This window comes from Williamwhitmania taraxaci, from assembly GCF_900096565.1.
Lineage (GTDB): Bacteria > Bacteroidota > Bacteroidia > Bacteroidales > Williamwhitmaniaceae > Williamwhitmania > Williamwhitmania taraxaci.
This window is the reverse complement of record NZ_FMYP01000037.1, coordinates 1-23717: the sequence shown is the minus strand read 5'-3', so window position 1 is coordinate 23717 and position 23717 is coordinate 1. Positions and strand designations below refer to the sequence as shown.

The window sequence follows — 23717 nt, the reverse complement described above, 5'->3', positions numbered from 1 at the left end:
ATGATCAATAAACAGACAAGTGGTCTCTTTCGACACAACGTCGAAAAATTTGGTAGTAAGAATGCCGCCTACTTTCGCTCCGAAAACGGAACGTGGATCGGAATTAGCTGGACCCGTTTTGGCGAAATGGTTAGCCACACCGCCAGCGCACTTTTAAATATAGGCATTACCGAAGGAGATCGTATTGGGATTATTTCGAGCAACATGCCCGAATGGACCGTTGCCGATCTTGCCATTCAATCGGTGAGGGCCATATCGGTGCCCCTTTTTGCCACAACATCGGCGGAACAAACCTTTTTTATGTTCAACCAAACCGAAGTCACCATTATTTTTGTTGGTGAACAGGACGAGTATAACAAGGCAGTAGCCCTAGCCCCGCGGCTTCCATTCCTAAAAAAGATAGTTGCTTTCGATTCTCAAGTTATCCTTGCTGAGGATAATCTTTCCATCTATTTTTCGGACTTGATGGATTCCGGAAGAGTGAATCCCATGGAAAATGAGCTTAACCAACGACTCAGGGAATCGACCGACGAAGATATTTATACCATCATTTATACCTCCGGCACCTCGGGCGAACCTAAAGGCGTTATGCTGAATAATGCCTCCATGAACCACTTTATAAAGAATCATCACGAGAGGCTTCCCATGTCCGAAAGCGATACCTCCATTTGCTTTCTGCCCCTGAGCCATATCTTTGAAAGAGGATGGTCCATGATTTGCCTAGCCGAGGGAATTGCCATTTACTACCTTCGAAACCCAAAACAGATCATTGAAATTATTCGGGAGGTAAAGCCTACGCTGATGTGCGCCGTACCGCGCTTTTTTGAAAAGACCTACGCAGGCGTGCTGAATGCCATTGAGAATGCCTCACCACTAAAGAAAGCCATTTTTCACTGGGCCATCCGCACCGGCGCAAAGCGAATAGAATATACGCGTAGGGAGCAGCAAGTTCCATGGGTATTGGCAGTAAAATACTGGTTCGCCGATCGCTTGGTGCTCCAAACTGGACGTAGTGTTTTAGGTGGAAAAATTCGATTCATGCCCTGTGCCGGAGCAGCTCTCTCCGACGATATTGTTCAGTTCTTCCACAGCGTAGGCGTAAACATTAAGTATGGCTACGGCCTAACCGAGACCTCTGCTACGGTTTCTTGCTTTACCGACACCAACTTTATCATTGGATCGGCCGGAAGGGTGATGCCCGGCGTGGAGGTGAAGATTGGTGACAACGACGAAATACTGGTAAAATCGGCCACCGTTACCACGGGTTACTACAAGCGTCCCGATGCCACCGCCGAAGCCTTTGTGGATGGATGGTTCCGAACTGGCGATGCTGGATGGCTCGACGCCGAAAACAACCTCTACATGAAAGATCGGATTAAGGATCTTATGAAAACATCCTCGGGAAAATATATTGCCCCACAAATGATCGAGACCTTAGTGGGAGCGCACCCAGCAATTGACAATATATCCATTATTGGCGACAAACAAAAGTATGTTACCGCGCTCATTGTCCCATCATTTGACCACCTAAAGAGCTGGATCCAACATCATGAAATCGTATTTACCTCTCGGCACGAACTGGTTGCCCACCCCGCAGTGGTTAAGTATATACAGCAGATCGTTGAAGCGGCACAAATAAACCTGTCACCCTACGAACAGATTAAGCGATTCAAGCTGCTGACAGAGGAGTTTACCATTCAAACTGGAGAACTGACCTCAACCCTAAAAACCCGAAGAGCATTTGTGGCCGAGAAGTTCAAAGCCGAAATTGAGGAGATGTATAAGGGGTGATTTGAGGATTTGAGGATTTGAGGATTTGAGGATTTGAGAATGGACAGAACTAAAAGATTTGAAAATTTGAAGCAAGATTAACAAATCCCGCATTTTCAAATTATCAAATTGATCATCATCAAATCGCCTGTTTCTTCCTCTTCCACCGCCTGTGCGACCAAAGCCAGTAGGTAGGTTCGGCAATGATTGCTTGCTCCAACTTTCGGGCGTATCGAGCGGTAATTTCGCCATCGGGCAGCTCGTTGGGGCTATCTGCCAGCGTTGATAGCGTAAGCTCGTAGTAGCCACGCTTTACCCGCTGAATATCCACGTAGATAACCGGAAGGTTGTATAGCCTTGCATACTTCTCCGGGCCATGTAGCCAAGGAGTATCGGGATGGTTAAGAAACGGTAACCAGTAGCAATCCCTTAGGTTGGAAGGAGCCTGATCGGCTGCCATTAAAAAGGCAACCTTGTGATTTACATTTGCCTTGAAGGTCATCGCTGTTTCGCGAATGGAAGCCAGCTTGCTATTGAACTTCGAACGACGGCGCTTCATATCGCCATCAATCAGCTTATTGGTAATGGGCTTGTAAAAAGCCACCATGCCCAGCTTTACTTGAACTCCGCCCGAAAAGGCGCCCCACTCCCAGTTGCCGTAGTGAGCCGTAACCCCAATAACGCTCTGTCCTTTGGCATAGTAAGCATCCATTAGTTCGGGGTTTACCACCCTATGGCGCTTTATTATCTGCGCCTTGCTCATGGACAACCCTTTTAGGCTCTCCACCATAATATTGGCAAGATGAAGGTAAAACTTACGCGTGAGGTGCGCAATTTCGGCCTTCGACTTTTCGGGAAACGAGCTGGTAAGATTGCTCACCACCACTTTTTTGCGGTAGGGAACGATGTAGTAAACCAGCACAAAGGCCAAATCGGCAAACAGGTAAGCCACCCAGAATGGCATTATGGAAAAAAGCAGGATAAAAAACCTGTAGAAGAAGTAAGCAATGAAACGCATAGTAGGGCATATAACGGAACTCTGCAAATATAGGAGTTTTACCGCGTTGCCAAACAGCCTATCGACCGCTTTTTCATTGCCTCCGAACATTAAAACTACTCAAAAGTATACCTAATGCACAAAATTGCATTTCTAGCATTCGGTCTCGAAGTCTTGCCATTCGATGTAGTATCTTAGAACATCGGAATTCATGCTTAGAGCGTCGAGAATCGCGCTTTAAGCGTCGGCTTAGAATGGCTATACTCCCATTTTTTCGCTCTGGTATTCGGCATCGAAGTATTGCAGGAGATTTCCGAAGTGCAAAGCAACTAAGCCGACGCTTATAACACCTTTTCCGATGTGCAAAACACCCAAACCGACGTTTAGAGCAACATTTTTGTAGTATAGGGCATCTTATTTGTGGAAAATGTTGTAACTTTTGCTGCAACAAGTAACTAAAAACTCACCGCCATGCTCTACTTCGACATTACGCGAGTGCTAAACCAGAAGGGAATCCTCAACCACTCCATCTTTTTGCAGCAATTGGGCTTTAAGGATTACGTAATAAAGCGGATGATGCGGATTAACCCCACCCGTATCGACATCAATCTGCTTGGGGCACTCTGCAACGCGCTAAACTGCACCCCCAACGACCTGTTTTCGGTAAAGACCTCGGCCGCAGCAAGCCTTCCGCCCAACCATGTCCTAAAAACCCTAGTAAGGGAGAAGCAAACCGCCCCCATTAGCCTAAAGTTGGTAAAGCTTCCGCTCGAAAAGCTGGCGCAGGTGCAGGAGTTGGTGGATAAGCTGACGGAGGAGGGGAAGTAGATTGAAGATGGCGAGAAAATATTACAAAATCGTCAGCAAATGGGTTTATTCGTTCCTCTTTCTCCTAGCTATTTCTTTTCTCGCAACATCAATTGCAGTTGGTTGATAACCATCTGTATTTTCAACTATTTCTTTGAGTTTTCCATTGCTGTATTCTGAATACAAGGCTTCCAAGTCTGCCCGTTTCACAATACCATCATAATTGAACTCTGCTTTTTTTGAATAATCTTTTGTTTTTAAAAATGGGAATGATGTTTCAAAACGGTAGATATTAACATTAATTTCTTCAATTATTGTCTTAAGTTCTTGCCTCGAAAACGAAACAGTTGTTAAAAAATGCTGACTCGCATCTTTCAATATAAATGAAACATTAGCATACGAACTCCAGGGTTGTTTTCCATTATCACAATATGAAAATGCACATTGAAGTATATCTGATCTTTTTATCAAGATACTTCTATCAAGATAGTTTATTTGGAGCGTTTTAGTGCCGGTTCTTAATGTGACAGATTTAACTTTAGGCTTTGATAAATATTGAGCAATAATTGGTATAAATGGGGTATTGAAAAGTGCAAATAGAACAACAACATAGGTTAATATCTCAATGAAGTCCCGCTCAAGTGTTGTAAAAACAAATAAGCCCAATAATATCAACAATGGCATCAAAAAGGTTAACAATGGTCTTTTGTATCTCCAAGGATTGTATTCGCCTAACTCAATTTCTATTTCAGCATGATTATCGTTATCAAATCGATATTGCGCTGCAAGTTCTTTTTGGTAAAGAGCAATAATTATTTCTTGAACAGTACTGCCAGAAGGATTATTTATAACGTTTTCGGAAATATGGTCAGTACCTATCCTACTATCTTTCTCGTATATAACCTCATATTCTCCAATATGTGTCCCAATAATTGATAATACTTCAGTATTTTCAACATTATTAAAATGAAATTCAGGACTTGGAGAAGTGAGATTTAACTCCTCTCTCAGTTCGATTCTCTTAAACTGTTTTTCCCAATCAAATCCTTCAAACAATGTAATTGCTTTATCCAAGTCAACGACTCCACAGTTTTCATAATCTTGGGGATTTCTATCGGAATACTGGATAAGAAGTCTAAATGTCATTTCGTTATATTGTTTGCTAACTCGTTTAAGACAGCATTGATACTTCCATCTAGAATAATGTGCACCTAATTATTATACGACCACAAATCTAATCATTTTCGCTACAAAGAGAACAGGGAAAGAGCATCTGCCTCCTACTTCTTTATCGCCTCGAAAAAAAAGTTATTAAACTAATTGCACTACCAATACGATACAAAAAGAACAGCAATTTAAGAAAGCAGAAAGGCGTCCATGTATTTTCGCTGGGCACTACGTGCTTCTTTCGGTCGTCATTGTCATTTTAGCAAAGTGTCTGGTATCAAATACAAATTATTTCTTGTCCTCGAAAGGGCTACATATAATTTGTTTTTTGTTGTCGGTGCTAGTTGGTCTAATTTGTTTTTTTCGAGGTGTTCCATTGTCGTTTTATTAACTACTGTGCAAACGTCAAAATATTTATCTTCTCCTTTACTGTCCCCCCAATTACGAGAAAAGCAATTGAATTTATAATGTTCTCTGTAAAATAGCTTAACGATATTTGGATTATTGAAAATAGTCAATGCTTCTTCAGTGTTGTCAATCAACTTAATTTCTGTCACTTCTACTCTATGAGATTCAATATTTATTTTCAAATTGTCTTTTATAAATTTGCAAACAGTCGAACTACACCGATAACTTTTTGAGAGTTTAGTGAGGTCTAGTTTTACCCCCATATTTTCAAAAGTCTTTTTGTAGGTTTCAAAGTTATCGTGCAACCCTGAATTTATGTTACCGTCTCTGCTTGTATCGAATGTATGTTAAAAAAAGTCTCCAACATATAATTGATTAAGATTAGCTTTTGAAATCTCCTTTAATAAATTGAAGTCGTTACCCGCAAAATCTTGAATTTCATCAATAAAAAGGAAGTCGTAATACCTACCAATTCTCGCAACTACTTCCTTTGCGACATCTTGTTCAATTATCAATTTTGCAATTCTAGAGCTATAAAGTCTGTTAGATTTATCTATAAAATATTTTCGCTCGTTTTTCTTTGCGAATTTAAAAGGGTTCTGCTCATAGTTTATACCCTTAGTACCTAATGCTGAATGTAAAAATGGTCTGTAACAGAAACCATATAAAAACGAATAGTATGAGTATAGCTTTACGTTGTCGGGAAAGTAACCGAATTTTTTCAAAATGCCAGTTCGCAGATTGTGAACGTTGTTAGTCGTGTAAGTAACAAGTAGAAATTTGCTCTCCAAATTGAGATTGTCAATGATAAGAGTTGTCTTACCTGAACCTGCAACTGCAAAAATTACTCGCTTATCCATTCTATTGCGGATTTGATGTAAGTTGGAGTAGAAATTGTATTTGCTTTTTTATCCAAGAGTTGAAAAGCAACTTCCGCTTTGTTCTTTAGCATAAATTCCAATACAGATAATTTTACTCTACCCGCTGAAAATAGTTCATCACAAATTGCATTGTTGGTATTATATAAACTTATTTCAAATGTGCTAAGTTTTGGGTCTTCTTCAGAGAACACTCTTATAAAACTAAAAGCCTTGTAATCACTAAAATTGTCCACACAATTGTTTTGATAATCTCCATCATTATCTCTAACAACTGCTGTTTTGATTTTCAAAACCTTTGCTATTTCTAAATATCGTTTGAAACTTGTACCGTCAACTGAAATAATGTGAATGTCTGAAAGTTCTAATGCTGCCCCTTTAACATTATTAAAAAAAGATTCCAACAAAATAAATTCTGCATCTCCTTCAACTAAAATCACTTTTTTGGAAAGGACAAATTCTAGAATGTTATTGTCTGGGGCTTTTATGAAAAATTTAGAGGTTGTTTCGTCAATGTCTTTTAATAGAACTGGGATCTCACTATTGCTATTGAGTAGTATTGAATTTCTTAAATTAAGTCTAGTGCTTATTAGGTTGCTATGTGTTGAAATGAAAATCTGTTTTTCAGAAGTATCGCTAATTTTTCGAATCAATTTTTTCATATTGATATGACTCAAATGATTCTCGGGTTCTTCCAATAAAATAACATCAAGATTTTCTTGAGTTCGACTTAAAGCAAATTCGGTTTTAATAAAACACTGAATTCCTTTGCCTTTATTTTCAATGCTGATATCATTTTCTGTAAGTGTTAAATCCGTTTCAAGATTAGCTTTTGAATTGCTCCTAATTGAAAAGTCGTAAGTTGGAACTCTTGCATTTAGGTCTTTTAAAATGTTTTTTTTAAACGCTTCTTTATGCTTTCTATATTCATTGTGATGAATATTTTGTTCCACAGAATTGGCAAAAGCACCATACATATCTTTTACGTATTCTTTAATTGCATATTCACTGCTAATCTGTGCATTGTCAACGAGTATGTGTCTTAGGTATTTTCTATAGCCTGAATACGCTTCTGCTGAAAATGTATTGAATTTGATTGTGTAGAATTCAAAGGGAAAAACGGGTTCTGCTTGTTTTAGAATTTCCTGTATGTCCTTACTCAATTCGTCATTTGGTATAATTTCAAGTTTCAAACCGTCACAAATGGTTTCGTCAGAATTGTTTTTTCCGTTTAGGTCGGGGTTGTTTTGTTCATTAAAATATAATTCAATAAAGAGGGTCGGAAGGCTCTCATATTTTTTGTCAGAGATGAGAAAATCCTTTATCACTTGAGAATTAAATACATTCTCTAAACCTGTCGATTCAACTTTGCTTCTGCTTCCGCTTAAAACTAAATTTATTGCTTCAATAATTGAACTTTTCCCAGATTCATTGTCGCCAACTAGTATATTTAACTTGTCGTCAAAGTCCACAATGAAGGTTTGAAATCGTTTGAAGTTTTTTAGTTTAAGTCTTGTAATAAATTTCATTTTGTCGATCTGTTTAGGGTTTCACGGTCGTTTATTAGCATTAGGCATAACTCGTTTACAAACCCAGCTTTAGCTGTTTTTATTTTCACCCCAAGGTATATATAATGTTGATATAAGGTGCTGGATGGATGAACAATATTTTTTGAATTCAAGTGATAAGTGCAGTTTATAGGATAGCAGTGGGTAAATTGCTACTAATGCTTGAGTCCTAAATACAGTAATTTCATTCGCCTAAGCCGGGGAGATTATTGATAGGGTGAGATAGCTAGCGCAACTAAAATAGAAGCTGGGTTATTTCAACTTCGGTTCTAAAATAAAAATGGAGATACGACCCCAACACCTTTCCTTCGGCAATAATTGGGGATTGGAGAACTTTTCCGTTTGCATTCTCGACTACCACAGGGAGTGTATTCACCGGATTTGAAGCGTAGCTTGAGTAGTGAAATTCATGGCCGTAGTAAACCTCCTTGCCACGAGAAATTCGTCTGTAGCCTAACGAAAAGCCAGAACCGAGCATGGTGGTTTCCACCGGTAGCAGCCCACACATGCGATGAACCACGCCATCGGAAGTCTGGAGCGTTTTGCCCATATACATCATGCCTCCGCACTCACCAAATATTTTGGCACCTGTGCGCTTAAGGGCAAGAAGGCTTTGCTTCATAGATTCATTTGCGGCCAGCTGCTGGGCAAACAGCTCAGGGTAGCCACCGGGAAGGTAAACCAAATCGGCGTCGGGACAATGGGCATCGTGCAGTGGGCTAAAGAATTTAACCGTTCCTAGCTGGGCTAGCAATCGAAGGTTGTGCTCGTAGGTGAAGCAAAACGCCTCATCGTAGGCCACGGCAATGCGCAGCTTCCCTGTCGGCACCGAATCGGAAACAGGCTCAAACCGAAAGGGAGTGGTGTGCTCCAGCAGCTCGTTAATGTTGAGATGCTGCTCCATAAGCTGGGCCATGGCGCTGTAGACTTGGTCGGCTGCGGCCTCGTAGTTAAGCCCCAGGTGGCGACTCTTAAGCGAGACCAGCTCGGTGCGCGGAATACATCCCAGGCATCTCACGCCGACACTCTCGGCTGCATCGCGCAGCATTTCGGCGTGCCCCTCGCTTCCGCAGAAGTTAAATACCACACCGGCTATGGTTAGCTTTGAATCGAAAGTTGTAAGTCCGTGCAAAATGGCGGCGGCGGTATAGGCCATGGAAGATGCATCGAGCACCACAATAACCGGAATGCCGAGCAGCTTAGCCACATGGGCACTGCTGGCAGTGTCGCGCACCGAGCCATCGAAAAGACCCATTACTCCTTCCACAACAACGGTATGAGCCGATGACGCATACAGGGAATACTCCTTGCATACGCCCTCCTCCCCTGCCATAAAAATATCGAGGTTGATGGATGCTTTTCCAGAGGCATGACGGTGGTGCAGCGGGTCGATGAAATCGGGGCCCACCTTAAAACTCTGCACATTGATGCCTCTGTTTTGCAAGGCGCGCAACAAGCCAAGGGTAATGGTGGTTTTTCCGGAACCACTATTACCCGCAGCAATCATAAACTGAGGCTTACTGTCCAACGATTTTAGTCTGAAATTTGTGCCACTTATCCTCGCCATCGCCCGAGCGGTGAAGAGTAACGCGAGCTAAAGCAAAGAAAAGATCGCTGAGGCGGTTTACCCAAGGAATAACCACTTCGTGGAGCTCGTCGACCCTATTTAGGGCAACAAGGTGGCGCTCGGCACGGCGCAGCTGGGTGCGTGCAACATGTATTTGTGCCGACAGAATGTTACCTCCGGGAAGCAAGAAAAACTCGCTATCGTCGCCCATCTCGGCATGAATGTCGTCGATATGCTTTTCCATCCATTCGGTGGTAAGCTCGGGCAGCCGTGGAGGATGCTCATAAAGCATTATAGATGGAGTGGCCACAACGCCCATTATGGTCATCATGCTTTCCTGAATAGCAAGCAGCATATCGTGCAGCTCTTTATCATCCTTAAGCATGGCACGAGCAATGCCAATGGTAGAGCAAGCCTCGTCGAGCGTGCCGTTGGCCTCAATACGGATATCGTCCTTCTCGACGCGAATACCTCCGCAAATACTGGTGGTACCTTTATCGCCACCCTTGGTGTATATTTTTAGTGGATCCATTTTAGTAAAAATAGGTTTATAATAGTTTAATGGTAATTACAATAATTGGGACAAACTGTTCAAAAAAACCTGACAAAGATTGCGAAAAAGAAACGATAGATCATATCCATCCGCGTTCAATTCATCTATTTTACTGAAACAGGAATTCCCGAAACCATGAGCGTAACGTTATCGGCCAGCTGAGCAATATGCTGGTTAACGAAGCCTTGGAGGTCGGTGAACTTAACCTGCAGCTCGTTGGGCGATGTTCCTCCCATTCCAATTTCGTTGGAGACCAAAAGCAAGTGTGCGTCCTGCTGTGCAAGCAAAGCAAGCTGTTCCTTTGCAAATATAAGAGATCTCTCCACGTCGGCTTCAAAATCGAAGAAGATATTGGTAAGCCAAAGGGTAATGCAATCGACCACCACTACGCGCCCGGCGAGGTTTAGCTCGCCAATGCGTAGCTCCTCCTCAACGGTATCGAAAAGGTTGGCTCTATCTTCGCGGTGACGGGTAATGCGCTTGCCGTGCTCCTCATCCCAAATGCGAGAGGTGGCCACGTAAACGGGCCTTGGGGAAAGATTCAGGGCCAGCTGCTGCGCCTGTCGGCTTTTACCGGAGCGCTGGCCACCGGTGATTAGGTGTATCATCTGCTAACAAATAAAGTCGATAGTATAGCTTTGTTCATTTACAAAGGATATTTTAGTAACAGAGCCATACTGAGGGTTAAGAGCAAAAGCTCGGTGAAGCGGCATTTCAAGCAATCCGGCGAGTATGGCGCGAATAGGTCCGGCATGCGTAACCACTGCAATTCGGTTGTAAGGAAGCTGCCGAACCTCCTGAAAAGCGGCCCATGTTCGGTTATAGAGTTGCCGAAACGTTTCGCCACCATGCGGGGCGCAATCCATAAATGAAGTGCCCCAAGTATCGAGCTCGTGGCGGGGAATGTCGGTCCAGAGTTTATTCTCCCACCTTCCAAAATCTATCTCCATAAGGCATGGTTCAATGCTTACTGGTGAGGAAGAATCAAGTTCTTCGGCAATAAGAAGGCAGCGGCTCAAGGGGCTGGAAACAACCTTTTCCACTTCAAATCCCAAAAGTGTGGCTCGAAGGGAAGCGAGGCTATCATCGAAACCGGCATCGGGAAGCAAATCGGTTTGGCCATAGCAGAGGCCATCGGCGTTGGCACATTTAAAGTGGCGTATGAGGAAGATTTGTTTCATGCGAAGTGATAAGTGAAAGGGTTAAAGGTGAAAAGTTAAAAGTTAAAAGACGTGTGCTTCAATACTTACCTAATCGAAATTAATACGTTTACTTTTTTTCTTCATTTATTTGCGTTTTTTTTATTCATCTAACTCCCTCTAACTTCTTATAACTTCATTTATTTCCTCTGTTATTTTCTTCATTTATTTCCTCTGCTATTTTCTTCATCTAACTTCCGTTTAAATTCATTTTTCTAACCACAGAGATACACAAAGTTCAATGCATATTCATTTAACTTCTATGACTTCGCTTACTCCTTTGACTCCTAACCACCCTCCGCTTAAACTCTTTCACTACCGAAGGAGAACAATTACTCCCAAATAAAACACCACCTCGGTAATTTGCTGCATGGCACCGAGGCAATCGCCGGAGTAGCCATTTAGCTTCTTGAGAATATAGGCCCGAAACCCAATGAAAGTAAGCAATACCAAAACTAGCGAAAGGGATATTAGCCAGGGCAACAGAAGCAACGGCAATAGGCCAGTTATTATTGCAAAAACCAGCTCTCCTGCCCCCAGTCGATGGGCAAGCGGTTTGGACTTGCTACCCGGATTCTCCTTTACGTAATCGGCGGTGGCAATTACCAGCATTGCAAACATTCGGCTAATGCTATGCCCTGCCACAAGGGCAATGGGAATAAGCGAAACAGGAATAGCCACAAGCGCGGCCCACTTCAACCCAAGAATAAAGAAAGTTCCAATTACCCCATATGCACCCACACGGCTATCCTTCATTATGGTGAGCATTTGCTCGGGAGTGTAGCCGCCACCAAAGCCATCGCACACATCGGAGAAACCATCTTCGTGAAAAGCACCAGTTAGCAAAATGGTAGAAGCCATGCTTAGCAATACGGCAACATTCATAGGCAACACCTGCGCTGCAAGCCAGAAAACGAGCGCAGCAACTCCCCCAACAATCCATCCCACCATGGGCAGGTACCGTGATGCTTTGTTGTGGGTGTCCTGAGTAAACTCCGACAGCCTCCATACGGGAAGGCGGGTGAAGAACATTAGGGAAGTGAAGAATATTTTTAGTTCACGTTTTAGCATTGAAAAGAGGGGTTTAAGGGTTTATCTAACTTCTTTTATTTCTCTAACTTCTTTTTTTTAACCACGGAGAGCACTGAGAAAATAACCAAAGAGAATCACAAAGAAAATGCGTATTCTTCTAACTTCTTTTAACTCCATCTAACTTCCTCTAACTTCTTTTAACTCCATCTAACTTCTATGACTCCTTTAACTTCTGATTAACTTCAGTCTAACTCCCGAATAACTTCTACTTGAATTCACATTTCACTACTTACAATTCACATTTTTCTATTCCACGAATATGGGTGGTGCTGGTAACTGAGGCCATTTCGAAGGAAGCCATTTCGTTCAGGAACTTCAGCGCAGCGTCAACAATATGGAGCGATAGAGCAGCACCGGTGCCCTCACCTAGGCGCATATCGAGTTTAAGAACCGCCTCACCGCCAAGGAAGTCAATCATCTTCTTATGTCCCGGCTCCATGCTCTGATGTCCAAATATGCAGTAATCTACAACAAATGGATTGATGGCATGTGCTGCCAACAGTGCAGAGGTGGTAATGTAGCCATCCACCAGAATTACCATGCCCAGCTCGGCTGCCTTTAGCATTCCGCCGGCAATGGTGGCAATCTCCAAACCTCCGTAGGTGGAAAGCACATCAATTGGATCGGTAGGAATCCCATGCTTTTCTACCGCTGTTTTAAGCACGTGTAGCTTGTGCCCCACACCAAACTTATCGAGACCCGAGCCGGCACCCACCGTTTCGTCCAAAGGAATCTTTGCGAAGATTGAAAGCAGCACCGATGCCGGACTAGTATTACCAATACCCATCTCACCAAACCCAACAGTGTTGCAGCCCTCGTTGAATACCTTCTGAACAATCTCCCCACCATTCCTCATTGCCTGTTGGCACTCGGCACGGGTAAGGGCAGGCTCCTTGGCAAAGTTGCGCGAACCAAAGCGGACCTTAGCATCGATAAGCTTGGCGTGCGGCTCAAAGGTGAACTTTACCCCAGCATCTACCAGATAAAAATCCATACCCGCATGGCGAGTAAAAACGTTAATACCGCCTCCACCATTGAGAAAGTTGAGGCATTGCTGCCAGGTGATATCGGTTGGACAAGGGCTCACGCCCTCATCGGTGATGCCATGATCGGCCGCCACGGTAAACATAACCGGATGCTTAATTGCCGGGGTTAGGGTATTTTGAATGCGCCCCACTTGAAGTGCTAGACGCTCTAAAAGGCCCAAGGAACCAACAGGCTTGGTTTTGTTATCAATCTTCGACAACAGCGATTCTGTTAGCACATTACTTAGAGGTGCGATGGTTAGTTTCATAGGTAGTTATGGCATATAAAAAGCGATAGGTAGTGAACCCTATCGCCTGTTTTAATAGTTTAGAATTTGAAAGAGTAACGAATCCAGAAGCTACGTCCTGGCATGTTGTATCCCCGCTTTTCGTAGTAGTTTTCGTCGGTAAGGTTATTCACAGAAAGGCTTAACTCGTGGTGTTTTAGGAACCGATACCCAGTCACAAAATCGGCCACCATATAGTTGGCATAAGTGGTCTCCACGTAGCGATCCCAGTAGTTCCAGTTACGATCGAAACGGTCGCCTACGTAGCGGAAACTTAGGCTTGCATAGAGGTTTTTGCTATCATCGAAGGAAATACCAGTGCGAAGATTATCCATGGCCACGTTGAGCATCTTTCGGGTAGTTTGCCCAATGCCATACTCATCGGCTACCTCGTTGGCGGTAAACAGGTGGCTGTAAGAAGCCCACAGCTGCAAAGAGGAGTTCCATCCGGCCAGCTTACCAAAATCGAATGAGCCACTGCTCTCCAACCCTTGAATTGTATTTGAAGGGGCATTTTGATAGTTGACCCGAGCATCAATGGTATCGCCACTGGCTGTTAGTTCAAGGCTTGTAGCCGGAATAAACTTCTCAATAGAGTTGTTCTTGTAGGTAGTCCAGAAGTAGGATAGCTCAGCACTCCAAAGTCCGGCCTTATCGCCATAGGTAACGCCCAACTCGCGTGTAAGGCTCTCCATATTTTTAAGCTCCGCATTGCCTGCGTAAATTGTTACATGTTTCGGCTTTTTGGAAAACACCTCATTGTACCCTGCCACCGAGTAGATATCGGCGGGTGAAAAGCCATAGCCAACGGTTCCCTTAAGGTTTAATCCGGGGAGAACCTGATAGCGCAACCCGAGGCTGGGGCTAAAGAACTGGTTGTTCTCGCTTCGCTCCTTGTAGGTCATCAACTCGGTTTCGAAAACCTTATACTGAATGTTATCGAAACGAACTCCACCCAAGATAAATAGCTTATCGGCCACCAGGTTGATGTTGCCTTGAGCAAACACCCCGGTGGTAATAAAGGAATAGTTTGGCTTGTAGGGAGCCACTCGGGAGCCATCCTTTTTGAAGCGACGGGAATCGAAATTGCTTTGGTTGTTCTCCAGCCCGAAAAAGAAGGTATTACTCCCCATGGTTACCATGTCGGTAACCTGCACGCCCTTCCAAGCGGTTGTTTCGTTGTATGACTTATATGGGTGAATCAGCGCAGAAGGAACCCCTTCGTAAGTAGTCATGTTTTTAGCCAGCTGAAAACCATAAAAAACGCGCAGTGTAAGTGTATTGGTTGGCGCAAGTTTGCCTGTAAGCGAAATATCACTGCTCAGGCGCGATACGTCTTTTAGTCCAGGTTTGTTAGAGCCATCCTTTATATCGCCGGGATCCTCAACATCATCGGCAAAAACTCCATCTACGGAAAAATCGAGACGCCAATCGGAGGAGAGCTGCACGCCAATCCTTCCGCGGCTTCCATAGCGAGTATACTTGGTGTTGGGTCGAACATCGCCATCGCCACGGTCGTCGGTTTCGACCATAGTGGAGTCGCCCTTGGAAAAATAGCTGCTTATTTCGTCGAAACCAAGAGCATCGCGGAAGAGATTGTTCTTGCCAATTTTATAGTTCTTGTTTCGCTGATAGCGGTTTAGGCTGAAGTCGAAATCGACAGGGCCAGAAATGGTTCCGCCAACCTGAGCCGAAGCTTCGGTTTGTTGAAAAGAGCCATAACCAACCGTGCCCTTACCCTGCAATTTTCCGCTCGACTTGCGAGTGATGATGTTAACAACCCCACCCACTGCCTGTGGGCCGTATATGGCCGAGGCGGGACCCTTAATAATTTCGACCCTTTCCACTCCCGTAAGGTCGATCATGGCAAGGTTCGTGGAAGCCGATGGACGACCATCGATGAGCACCAGCACGCGCTGGTTGAGACCGCTTGTAGCCGGACGAAAACCACGAATACCAACACCTGAAAGCATACCTGGATATTGGATTACATCCAAGCCACCCTCCTTTTTCAGGATGTCGGAGATATCGGAGGTTCCAGCTCTTTCAATTTGTTCACGGGTAATAACTTCGACCTTTTGCGGGAGACGATCCCGAGCGATTTGCTTACGAAAAGATGATACGGTTACCTCCTGTATGGAGATAGTATCGGATAGCTGCTCTCCGCGAACGAATCCCGATGCAGCGACAATCATTACTATTATCTGAAAAAAACGTTTCATTTCTGTTGTCAGCGGTTAAGTTTATACAAACCATAGCCGAGTCCGACGAGCTAAATCACGATGGATCTACTCTTCACCCCGAAGACTATGCATACACAATGGATGTAGGCAGGTTTCCTGACTCATCTGCCGCAAGCGTTAGCTCGCGATTGCCTTGGCCTTCCCGTTCCGTGCACAGAACAGTGACCATACTAAGGCAACACCTCAGATTTACAGTAGCGGGGGCTGCTCCCGATTTCAACGAGATTCCCTTTTAAAGGATGGTTTACACCATCCTCACCTACATCGATACACTATAACTGAGACGCACAATTGTGCATCTTTACAATATGCTTTAAAATTCACATGCAGGCTAAGGCGGCGCAACATGGCCTTTTATTCTATTCAGCTGCGGTTCGCGCCGCCAATTGTTCGATTTCTCTTCACCGTGGGCTTGCATAGCATTAGTTCGATAAATCGACCCAATACGATGCCACCAACGGCTATTATATATCGCCCTTTCAGGGCTTAGAACGCATCAACAGCGCATCCTACTTTCAATCCTCCACTTACCCTCCATTCACTTACCCTCCATTCACTTACCCTCCATTCACTTTTCACTTTTCACACTTCTCCCTACTGCTCCATCCAATGGTAATACTTAGGCGTATGATTCAACTTCAGTTCGGGATGAGCCAAGGAGAGGATATCGGCTAGGATAACGTCAGGTTCGAGGAGCCCCTCCTCGTAGTAGTCGTTATCGTAGGTGTTGCAGAAGATGATTCGATGCTTCTTGAATGCGGCAAAGTCGGCAAAGCAAGGATTCTCCTCGGCCAATCTAGCGTAGTTAAACTTTCCTTGGTAATTCTCGTGCATCAGCCAGAGATCGGCTTTGGCGGCTTTGGCATACACCGATTCAAAGTCGAGGGGTTGTGAGCCAGACTCCTTCACATCGGCCCATAGGTAGGAAAGACCTGCATCGGACATAAAACGGGCGGCATAGCTTTGCCCGCTTGGCATATACCAAATCTCCTTAAACGGTTTTCCCGAGAATACCGTTGCTTTCACCGCTACGGTTCGGCTTATGGCAGCAAGCCTTTCGTAGCGGTGAGCAATGGTATCAAATATCGTGTTGGCCTCGGCCTCTTTTCCCACAAACAGAGCCATAAACTTAAGCCACTCAGCCCTTGCAAGCGGATGCTCCTCCATGTAGCTGCAATCGATAGCCAACGGAATCCCTGAGGCCTCTACTGCGCCATACTTATTATCCTTGAAGGGAGATACAAATAGCACATTAGGATTAACCTTTAGCAGAATATCCATGTTGATGCTGTGGGACGGACCCATTTCGAGGGTTTTTCCCGCAGCAACCTGTGCTCGAATGGCTTTATTATTGATATACTTCAGCTCGCTTACGGCTGTAATCCTATTCACCACGTTCAACCGATTGGCTAAGCACACATGGGTGCTAAAAACACAGGCCAAAGTCTGAACAGGTACGCTTATAGCCACCGATTTCAGGCTATCGGTTAAGGAATTAGGATTTGCTGCCAGAATGTATCGCTTAAGCAGCTGGGTAGTGTCCCAAGGATTCCGAACTTCGGCAATCTTATAGCCATCGTATTCCCAAATACGGAAGAGTTTGGCATAGCGCAAAGATACCTCACGACCTTGCTTAGGCTTGGATTGGTTTGAATGGCAACCGGCAAAAAGCAGCACTGCTGCAAAGAGTAGGATATATCTCCTACCTAGAAAAGTTATTTTCATAGCACACTTTTGTTCCCGAAAGTAATAATGCTTAGGCAGGTCTTCTGGCTCGCTTCATCTTGAAAACCTTCCCATTCCGATGGGCGGAACAGTGGCAATTATTCAAGACCTTATGAAGCTTACAGCTGCGGGTACAGCCCTCGATTTACACGAGGTTCCCTTTTTAATACCAACATTAGTGGTAACCAAAGCTGGTGCAAAGGAACTAATTTTAAAGGTTTCTCAAAAGAAATTGAACAAAGAAGTTTTCACCGGATATTAACAAAGAAGGAAGTTATGCTGAAGTTAGAAGAAGTTAAAGGATTCAAAGAAGCGATAGAAACCGGCGTATACAAATGAAAATTGGATTGATATTGTAGGCATGGCACCATCATAGGGCAAAAATCATTTAATAGCTAGAAGCGAAAGCCATTTCCTAAACGCAAAACAAAGGTATTAGCATAGTATATTTTGCCTATCCCGCTATCTTGAAATTCGCTTCTCCAACAAAACTCGGTTGTCCTTTGTGGCGGGACGCTCCACGACCGCAGTAAAGTTAAAGCCAGCCTTTACCAGAAAGGATAGCATCTGACGGTGGTTGTTCCTTGTTTTTATGGTTACCCACTTATACCCCTTTGATGCGGCAACCCGTTCCAACTCCGACATCAACATACTAACTATTCCACTCCTTCGATACTCCGGAGTAACTCCGGCCATCCAGCAGTAGAATGATCCATCGGAATCCCTATCGTAGGCAATCATATACCCCACCGGGAACTCATCGGCATAGGCAACTATCACGTAATGGGCCTTACCACTTAATCGGGATTCGAAAAAAGCAATATCGTGAGGTGCTCCAAATTCAAAAATGGTGGCATTCACCCTAACAGCGTCGCTGAGTGGTGCCTCTGCGATAAGACATAGACTGTTGCAATTCTATGAGAATTTATTTGTCGATGCGTGGAATTGAACACTGAATTATGAAGGCGCAAACCTGATAAAACGCAGCAATATTTCAAAGCGTATTACGGATAGTTTTCAGCACCCAATCCACCCTTTCGGCAATGCCGACTTTAGGTATTTCCAGGATGGAAAAGCCCATAGCAGTATATGTTTCACAAAGGTGATGGTTCAACAAGCAGGTCTCGTCAAAACTCTCGGGCCGTTGGTGATCGTTACAAAATATCTCGGGCCACGGAGGGCAAACCAAAACAGTGGAGGAGTAATGCTCCTTGGCTTGAAAATACACAGCAGGAATAGCGCTTCCGTAACGGCGCAAATAGGCAATAATATCGGGAATTCCTCTGTCGAAAAAGGAGATATCGGTGAACGAATCCGCCAGCTGCGCTTGCATTCGGACGTAGCACTCTTTGGAAAAAGCCGATATATTTCCCCATGGAAACAGATTGCCACCTGTTGCTTGCTGCTCGGCAATAATGATGCGCGATACTTCTGGAAAGCAGGGATATCCCTTCTGCTCCAGCGCTGCAAGTAAGCTGCTCTTTCCTGTGCCGGGTCCACCGGTGATTATTATGCGAGGCATTTTTGGAAAAGGGAGTTAGAGGAAGTTAGATGGAGTTAAAGAAGTTACAGAAGTCAAAGAAGTCAAAAAATAGGATGAAGTTATACGAAGTTAAAGGAAACTGCCTCATACTTTTCTCTGTGGTTCTCTGTGGGTGTTTTCTCTGTGCTCTCTGTGGTTAAAAAAAAAGAAGTTAATCGGGAGTTATACTAAAGTTAATCAGGAGTTAAAGAAATAAATGAAGTTAAAGAAATAAATGAAGTTAAAGAAATAAATGAAGTTAAAGAAATAAATGAAGTTAGAGGAAGTTAAAAAAAGTAAGAGGAGATAGAGAAGTCATAGAAGTTAAAGAATTAAAAGAAGAATGTTGTAGGGCCGTAATATTTTACGGCCAAAATAGAAGTTAGATGAATCCCGTAACTCCTAAAAAACTACATCCTACAACTACCACTACTGCAAGAAAAGCCACTGCATGATTAATCCAAGCTGCACGGGTAAAGTCAGCATCGTTAGGTTCTCGATCGACTTTGCCGATAAATGGCTTTTCTACTACTTCGCCGCCCTTGGTGGATGTGCCACCAAACCGGATGTTGAGAATACCTGCCAAGGCTGCCTCGGGATAGCCGGAGTTTGGGCTCTTATGTGCGTGACCATACATAAAAATAAAACGAAGTCCTCTCCCACTAAGCGAAACGAGCACCATAAGCAGCGCCGTAATGCGTGCAGGGATAAAATTTGCAATATCGTCGAGGCGAGCAGCACACTTACCAAACAGTTCGTAGCGAGGGTTTCGATATCCTACCATGCTATCGAGCGTATTTACCATTTTGTAGGCCATCATGGCTGGAACACCACCCAAGGCGAAGAAGAAGATGGGTGCTACTACCCCATCGCTAAGGTTCTCGGAGAGGGTTTCGAGCACTGCCAGCTTTACCTTCTTGGCCGAAAGCGTTTCGGTGTTTCGCCCCACTATTCGGCTTAGCTGTTTTCGCCCTGCATCGAGCCCAAGGGCTAAAGCCCTCCATACACCACGCCCTTCATCAATAAGATTCTTGTTGCCGAGACCCCAAAAGCAGAATAGGCTGCTCCATGCAAGCCAGACAATGGGATAGTTGCACAACAGCTTATCGGCCACAAAGAAAAAGAGGTAGGTAATAGCAATGAGCAGAACAGTCATAACAGCACCTTTAGTAAACTGGAACGCTCCACGGTTCAACTTTTGCTCCCCAAAGGCAATTGCATTACCAAATAGCCTCACCACATGCGGCCATCGCTCGGGGTCGCCAAGCATTAAATCGAGCATATAACCGATGGCAAGCGGCAGGAGCGCAATAATCGGCAATGGAATATCATTTAGCATAAGCTATAACTCTTTAAGTGCATTCACAAGCAAACTATTCTCGAAGCTGCTTCGGGTGGCAATGCGGATATGGTTGGTATCGGCGATTCCCCGAAAGTTGGAGGCATCGCGCACCAGTATGCCGTGCTCACTCAGCAGCATATCCTTCAACTGAGGGGCATTTAATCCCTCTCGATTAATCTTTACCAGAAAAAAGCTGGCTGCGGTTGGCAAAACCTCAAAGCCATCGACCATCGCAATATCATTCATAAGCTTGTTGCGCAACGCGAAGAGCTCGCCAAGCGGAACTTCAAACGATTCCCTATTGGCAGCAATAAACTTTCCTGCCTCAATGGCCAAGGCATTCACGCTCCAGGGCATGCGCTGCGCCTGAATGGCCTCGCACTGCACTTTATCGGCAATAAGGTAACCCAGACGAATGCCGGGAATGCCGTAGCACTTGGTGAGCGACTCCACCAGTATAAGGTTGGGAAAACAGTTGGCTTCTTTCGGGTGAATGGGTGGCTCGGCGCAAAAGGCGGCGTAGGCTTGATCGACCACGAAGGTGATTTGAGGAAAGCGTCCAATTATTTCCAGAATAGCTTCGGCGCTAGAAACCTCGCCAGTTGGATTGTTGGGGTTGCAGAGCCAAACAAGGTTAGCATCGCCAAGCTTTCCTTCAAAGAAACTTGCGCGTGAAATGAATGAAACATCAACATCGTTGAGCCGGCAAGCATCTTCGTACTCCATAAAGGTGGGAACCACAATTGCGGCTCTCCGTCGGCTAAAGCAGCGGGCAATAAGGTAGAATGCTTCGGTGGCTCCGTTGGTTACTACTACTCTATTGCCATCGATACCTGCCTGATTGGCCAGCACATTGCCCAAGTCGGCAGCCGAAGGGTGCGGATAGGATGCAAGCAATGGTAATTGCGTGGAGAGATGATTCCAAAGCAGCTGGTAGGGAGTTCCCCACCAAACGTTGGTGCTGAAGTTGGCTGCAACTTCGCGCTTAGAGGAATAAATATCGTCGCCGTGACCGTAGAGCATAAGAAGGTTAAAGGTGAAAAGGTAAAGGTGAAGGGTGAAAAGGTAAAGGGTTAAAAGTTAAAGGGTAAAGGGTAAAAAGGGTGAAGGGTGAAAAGACGCTGAATTAATTTGCTCTGTGTTCTCTGTGCCTCCGTGGTTATTTTTTTCATTGGCACATTGCCGCATTGGCACATTGGCACATTGGCACATTGCCGCATTGCCGCATTGCCGCATTGTCTCATTGCCGCATTGGCACATTGCCGCATTGTCTCATTGGCACATTGCCGCATTGTCTCATTGGCACATTGCCGCATTGTCTCATTGTCTCATTGTCTCATACACCCTCTCCATATCCAAATTCCGGCGAAAATGGTCGGCCAGCTTATCATACTCCTGTTCCTTGAAGCAAGCGTAAGATTGAGCCGCCGATTTTTGGTTAGTAAAAGGTGCAACGAGCGCATCGACTACCGAACGATTGTCGAAGATGCCATGCATGTAAGTTCCGTAGCAGCCGTTGGAGAGCCAGCAGCCATCGACCGTGCCATCGGCCAGCGTATTTACCGATTGAGGGCTACCGGTGGTGCGCCCCATGTGAATTTCGTAGCCGGTGCAGCGCTCTTCTCCACCACGAAAGCGAAACTCTACCTGCCGCGTCACCTTTTCGGCCTCCATAACGGTATCGACGGGAAGAATTGCCAAGCCCGGCACTTCTAAAATGCCTGCCTCCACCCCAAGCGGATCGGAGATGGTGCGCCCCATCATTTGGAAGCCCCCACAGATGCCCACCACGCTTTTTCCCGCCTGGTGATGCGCAATGATGGCCGCTGCAAGGCCTCGGCTGCGCAGGTCGAGCAGATCGGCAATGGTGTTCTTGGTTCCGGGAACGATTATAGCATCGGCCTCGGCCAGCTGCTCTGGCTCGGAGACGTAGTAAAGGTTGATGCGCTCGTCCGATTCCAGCGCGTTAAAGTCGGTGAAGTTGCTCATGTGGCGCAGCAGCACCACCGCAACGTTTACCTTTCCCTTGGCAGCGCTCCTACTCTTCTGGGTAAGCATCACCGAGTCCTCCTCGTCGAGCTTTATATCCATGAAGTGAGGAATAACGCCTAGCACAGGGATTCCGCAGAGTTCCTCTATCATTTTTCGGCCATCCTCAAAGAGGCGCATATCGCCGCGGAATTTATTAATGATGATCCCCTTCACCAGCTTGCGGTAGTGGTCGGGCAGCAGCATAATGGAGCCGTAGAGGCTGCCAAAGACGCCACCGCGATCGATATCGGCCACAAGGATGCAGGCGGCGTGAGCATATTCCCCCATGGGAAGGTTTACAATATCGCGATCCCACAGGTTGAGTTCGGAGATGCTCCCCGCCCCCTCGAGCACAATAGGATTGAATTGATCCTGTAGCCTATCGAAAGCAGAGGTAGCCGCTTGCCAAAGCTCGGCACGCCCGTCGCCGTTGAAGTATTCGTAGGCGCTGCGGTTGCCAATGGGCTTTCCGTTGAGCACGACCTGGCACATATGGTCGGCCGTGGGTTTGAGCAGCACCGGATTCATATCGGTGTGGCAGGGAATGCCCGCGGCCTCGGCCTGCATGGCCTGCGCGCGACCTATCTCCAGCCCTTCGGGGGTGGCAAAGGAGTTGAGCGCCATGTTCTGCGCCTTAAAGGGAGCCGGGGTGTAGCCATCTTGCCTGAATATGCGGCAGAAGGCGGCAGCAACAACGCTTTTCCCTACGTCGCTGCCGGTGCCCAGTATCATTAACGGTTGTAATTTCATTGAAATTGAGGATATGGGGCAAAGCTAACCCATTTGCAGAAAAAGCCTAAAAAGAGTTTTCAGAAGAAATGAACAGGACAATGCGGCAATGTGCCAATTCGGCAATTACGTTAATGACAACGATATGCGCAGAAACGCAAGGCCATGCGTCTACTATATTGCATCCACATCACGCCTATTTTCTAAAAAAGAAAGCCTATCTCAAAACGAAGAAAGCCTATCTCAAAACGAAGAAATCCAATCTCAAACAAAAGAAAGCCTATCTCAAAATGAAGAAATCCTATCTCAAACCAAAGAAAGCCTATCTCAAAACGAAGAAATCCAATCTCAAACCAAAGAAATCTTATCTTCTTTCAAAGAAATCCTATCATGAAATAAATGAATTCTCATTGGCAGCAAATAAATACGCATTAGTCACAAATAAATACTCATTTATTGCCAATTAATGCTTTTTTTTCATAAAACCTTAAATCCGCAGGTCGATTGCTAGGTTTTAAATCTTAGCGTATTTAGGTTTGCTTGGTGGATATTTTGCCATTTTTTTGGTTCGACATAGCCCTTCTTTGCGTCACTTCTTCCGTTTTTCGCTCCCCCTATGGTTTGCAACTTCCTTTTTTGGAAGCCTGCAACAATAAAAATCGTAACGAAACATAAGTATCAGGTATTCAATTACTAGCTGTTGAGGCGCGGGCATACCTTTCCCATTGGGCACAGCAGCGTGGCCGCTTCACTCCAGCAGCAGGTGGTATTTCTTGGCCGAAAAGAGCTTTAGGATGCGCTGTCGTC

20 protein-coding genes and 2 riboswitches are annotated in these 23717 nt (G+C 45.0%); of the genes, 3 read left to right on the top strand and 17 right to left on the bottom strand.

The window, feature by feature from the left end; genetic code table 11:
• Complete coding sequence (locus BLS65_RS10575) at positions 1–1791, top strand: AMP-dependent synthetase/ligase (protein WP_092438757.1); 1791 nt, start codon at positions 1–3, stop codon at positions 1789–1791.
• A gap of 118 nt (positions 1792–1909) precedes the next feature.
• Here BLS65_RS10575 and BLS65_RS10570 read toward each other — a convergent pair whose 3' ends face one another.
• Positions 1910–2788 (bottom strand): lysophospholipid acyltransferase family protein, encoded by an 879-nt coding sequence (locus BLS65_RS10570; protein WP_170830079.1) that lies wholly within the window; start codon positions 2786–2788, stop codon positions 1910–1912.
• Between the two features lie 450 nt (positions 2789–3238).
• On the opposite strand from BLS65_RS10570, the gene BLS65_RS10565 reads away from it, so the two are divergent.
• Positions 3239–3595 carry a helix-turn-helix domain-containing protein gene (locus tag BLS65_RS10565; RefSeq protein WP_092438753.1) on the top strand — a complete coding sequence of 119 codons (357 nt, stop codon included), beginning with the start codon at positions 3239–3241 and terminating at the stop codon, positions 3593–3595.
• 45 nt (positions 3596–3640) lie between these two features.
• Here the strand turns inward: BLS65_RS10565 and BLS65_RS10560 are convergent, their stop codons facing one another.
• The 16 genes from BLS65_RS10560 to BLS65_RS10485 all read right to left on the bottom strand — a co-directional run bounded on the left by BLS65_RS10560 (position 3641) and on the right by BLS65_RS10485 (position 22937).
• The gene (locus BLS65_RS10560; RefSeq protein ID WP_092438751.1) at positions 3641–4720 is read right to left on the bottom strand and encodes a PH domain-containing protein; all 1080 of its coding nucleotides are present in this window, start codon (positions 4718–4720) and stop codon (positions 3641–3643) included.
• Positions 4721–5496: 776 nt separating this feature from the next.
• The gene (locus BLS65_RS18615) at positions 5497–6009 is read right to left on the bottom strand and encodes a DEAD/DEAH box helicase (protein ID WP_212590535.1); all 513 of its coding nucleotides are present in this window, start codon (positions 6007–6009) and stop codon (positions 5497–5499) included.
• Positions 5994–7556 (bottom strand): ATP-dependent nuclease, encoded by a 1563-nt coding sequence (locus BLS65_RS10550; RefSeq protein ID WP_092438750.1) that lies wholly within the window; start codon positions 7554–7556, stop codon positions 5994–5996. Before BLS65_RS10550 ends, BLS65_RS18615 begins: the two co-directional genes overlap by 16 nt.
• A gap of 274 nt (positions 7557–7830) precedes the next feature.
• Positions 7831–9162 (bottom strand): cobyrinic acid a,c-diamide synthase CobB, encoded by a 1332-nt coding sequence (locus BLS65_RS10545; protein WP_092438748.1) that lies wholly within the window; start codon positions 9160–9162, stop codon positions 7831–7833.
• Complete coding sequence (locus tag BLS65_RS10540) at positions 9113–9694, bottom strand: cob(I)yrinic acid a,c-diamide adenosyltransferase (RefSeq protein ID WP_092438746.1); 582 nt, start codon at positions 9692–9694, stop codon at positions 9113–9115. Before BLS65_RS10540 ends, BLS65_RS10545 begins: the two co-directional genes overlap by 50 nt.
• A 125-nt stretch (positions 9695–9819) precedes the next feature.
• Positions 9820–10323 carry a bifunctional adenosylcobinamide kinase/adenosylcobinamide-phosphate guanylyltransferase gene (locus BLS65_RS10535; RefSeq protein WP_092438744.1) on the bottom strand — a complete coding sequence of 168 codons (504 nt, stop codon included), beginning with the start codon at positions 10321–10323 and terminating at the stop codon, positions 9820–9822.
• Positions 10324–10326: 3 nt separating this feature from the next.
• Positions 10327–10896 (bottom strand): alpha-ribazole phosphatase family protein, encoded by a 570-nt coding sequence (gene cobC, locus BLS65_RS10530; protein ID WP_092438742.1) that lies wholly within the window; start codon positions 10894–10896, stop codon positions 10327–10329.
• Between the two features lie 333 nt (positions 10897–11229).
• On the bottom strand, positions 11230–11985 hold the full coding sequence (locus tag BLS65_RS10525; RefSeq protein ID WP_092438740.1) for an adenosylcobinamide-GDP ribazoletransferase: 756 nt from the start codon (positions 11983–11985) through the stop codon (positions 11230–11232).
• 250 nt (positions 11986–12235) lie between these two features.
• Positions 12236–13300: a nicotinate-nucleotide--dimethylbenzimidazole phosphoribosyltransferase gene (gene cobT, locus BLS65_RS10520; RefSeq protein ID WP_092438738.1), complete on the bottom strand. Its 1065-nt coding sequence runs from the start codon at positions 13298–13300 to the stop codon at positions 12236–12238.
• A gap of 59 nt (positions 13301–13359) precedes the next feature.
• Complete coding sequence (locus BLS65_RS10515) at positions 13360–15540, bottom strand: TonB-dependent receptor plug domain-containing protein (RefSeq protein ID WP_092438736.1); 2181 nt, start codon at positions 15538–15540, stop codon at positions 13360–13362.
• Positions 15541–15630: 90 nt separating this feature from the next.
• A riboswitch (cobalamin riboswitch) is annotated at positions 15631–15839 on the bottom strand.
• A 316-nt stretch (positions 15840–16155) separates the two neighbouring features.
• Complete coding sequence (locus tag BLS65_RS10510) at positions 16156–17286, bottom strand: ABC transporter substrate-binding protein (RefSeq protein ID WP_092438734.1); 1131 nt, start codon at positions 17284–17286, stop codon at positions 16156–16158.
• 17 nt (positions 17287–17303) lie between these two features.
• Positions 17304–17491, bottom strand: a riboswitch (cobalamin riboswitch).
• A 257-nt stretch (positions 17492–17748) separates the two neighbouring features.
• The gene (locus tag BLS65_RS10505) at positions 17749–18147 is read right to left on the bottom strand and encodes a GNAT family N-acetyltransferase (RefSeq protein ID WP_170830078.1); all 399 of its coding nucleotides are present in this window, start codon (positions 18145–18147) and stop codon (positions 17749–17751) included.
• Positions 18148–18280: 133 nt separating this feature from the next.
• A complete protein-coding gene (locus BLS65_RS10500; RefSeq protein ID WP_092438730.1) occupies positions 18281–18808 on the bottom strand; it encodes an AAA family ATPase in 528 nt (175 codons plus the stop codon).
• Positions 18809–19190: 382 nt separating this feature from the next.
• Positions 19191–20147, bottom strand: coding sequence for an adenosylcobinamide-phosphate synthase CbiB (gene cbiB / locus BLS65_RS10495; RefSeq protein ID WP_092438728.1), 957 nt, complete (start codon positions 20145–20147; stop codon positions 19191–19193).
• Between the two features lie 3 nt (positions 20148–20150).
• Positions 20151–21173: an aminotransferase class I/II-fold pyridoxal phosphate-dependent enzyme gene (locus tag BLS65_RS10490; protein WP_092438726.1), complete on the bottom strand. Its 1023-nt coding sequence runs from the start codon at positions 21171–21173 to the stop codon at positions 20151–20153.
• A 297-nt stretch (positions 21174–21470) separates the two neighbouring features.
• Positions 21471–22937, bottom strand: coding sequence for a cobyric acid synthase (locus BLS65_RS10485; RefSeq protein WP_170830082.1), 1467 nt, complete (start codon positions 22935–22937; stop codon positions 21471–21473).
• A 118-nt stretch (positions 22938–23055) separates the two neighbouring features.
• Between BLS65_RS10485 and BLS65_RS10480 the strand changes: the two genes are divergently transcribed.
• Positions 23056–23304 carry a hypothetical protein gene (locus tag BLS65_RS10480; RefSeq protein WP_125869838.1) on the top strand — a complete coding sequence of 83 codons (249 nt, stop codon included), beginning with the start codon at positions 23056–23058 and terminating at the stop codon, positions 23302–23304.
• Positions 23305–23717 lie beyond the last annotated feature (413 nt).

What these genes read in the sequence shown, in the direction of transcription:
- BLS65_RS10575 (WP_092438757.1), top strand. Translation starts at nt 1, where the DNA reads ATGATCAATAAACAGACAAGTGGTCTCTTTCGACACAACGTCGAAAAA.
- BLS65_RS10570 (WP_170830079.1), bottom strand. Translation starts at nt 2,788, where the DNA reads ATGCGTTTCATTGCTTACTTCTTCTACAGGTTTTTTATCCTGCTTTTT.
- BLS65_RS10565 (WP_092438753.1), top strand. Translation starts at nt 3,239, where the DNA reads ATGCTCTACTTCGACATTACGCGAGTGCTAAACCAGAAGGGAATCCTC.
- BLS65_RS10560 (WP_092438751.1), bottom strand. Translation starts at nt 4,720, where the DNA reads ATGACATTTAGACTTCTTATCCAGTATTCCGATAGAAATCCCCAAGAT.
- BLS65_RS18615 (WP_212590535.1), bottom strand. Translation starts at nt 6,009, where the DNA reads ATGGATAAGCGAGTAATTTTTGCAGTTGCAGGTTCAGGTAAGACAACT.
- BLS65_RS10550 (WP_092438750.1), bottom strand. Translation starts at nt 7,556, where the DNA reads ATGAAATTTATTACAAGACTTAAACTAAAAAACTTCAAACGATTTCAA.
- BLS65_RS10545 (WP_092438748.1), bottom strand. Translation starts at nt 9,162, where the DNA reads ATGGCGAGGATAAGTGGCACAAATTTCAGACTAAAATCGTTGGACAGT.
- BLS65_RS10540 (WP_092438746.1), bottom strand. Translation starts at nt 9,694, where the DNA reads ATGGATCCACTAAAAATATACACCAAGGGTGGCGATAAAGGTACCACC.
- BLS65_RS10535 (WP_092438744.1), bottom strand. Translation starts at nt 10,323, where the DNA reads ATGATACACCTAATCACCGGTGGCCAGCGCTCCGGTAAAAGCCGACAG.
- cobC (WP_092438742.1), bottom strand. Translation starts at nt 10,896, where the DNA reads ATGAAACAAATCTTCCTCATACGCCACTTTAAATGTGCCAACGCCGAT.
- BLS65_RS10525 (WP_092438740.1), bottom strand. Translation starts at nt 11,985, where the DNA reads ATGCTAAAACGTGAACTAAAAATATTCTTCACTTCCCTAATGTTCTTC.
- cobT (WP_092438738.1), bottom strand. Translation starts at nt 13,300, where the DNA reads ATGAAACTAACCATCGCACCTCTAAGTAATGTGCTAACAGAATCGCTG.
- BLS65_RS10515 (WP_092438736.1), bottom strand. Translation starts at nt 15,540, where the DNA reads ATGAAACGTTTTTTTCAGATAATAGTAATGATTGTCGCTGCATCGGGA.
- BLS65_RS10510 (WP_092438734.1), bottom strand. Translation starts at nt 17,286, where the DNA reads ATGAAAATAACTTTTCTAGGTAGGAGATATATCCTACTCTTTGCAGCA.
- BLS65_RS10500 (WP_092438730.1), bottom strand. Translation starts at nt 18,808, where the DNA reads ATGCCTCGCATAATAATCACCGGTGGACCCGGCACAGGAAAGAGCAGC.
- cbiB (WP_092438728.1), bottom strand. Translation starts at nt 20,147, where the DNA reads ATGCTAAATGATATTCCATTGCCGATTATTGCGCTCCTGCCGCTTGCC.
- BLS65_RS10490 (WP_092438726.1), bottom strand. Translation starts at nt 21,173, where the DNA reads ATGCTCTACGGTCACGGCGACGATATTTATTCCTCTAAGCGCGAAGTT.
- BLS65_RS10480 (WP_125869838.1), top strand. Translation starts at nt 23,056, where the DNA reads ATGCGCAGAAACGCAAGGCCATGCGTCTACTATATTGCATCCACATCA.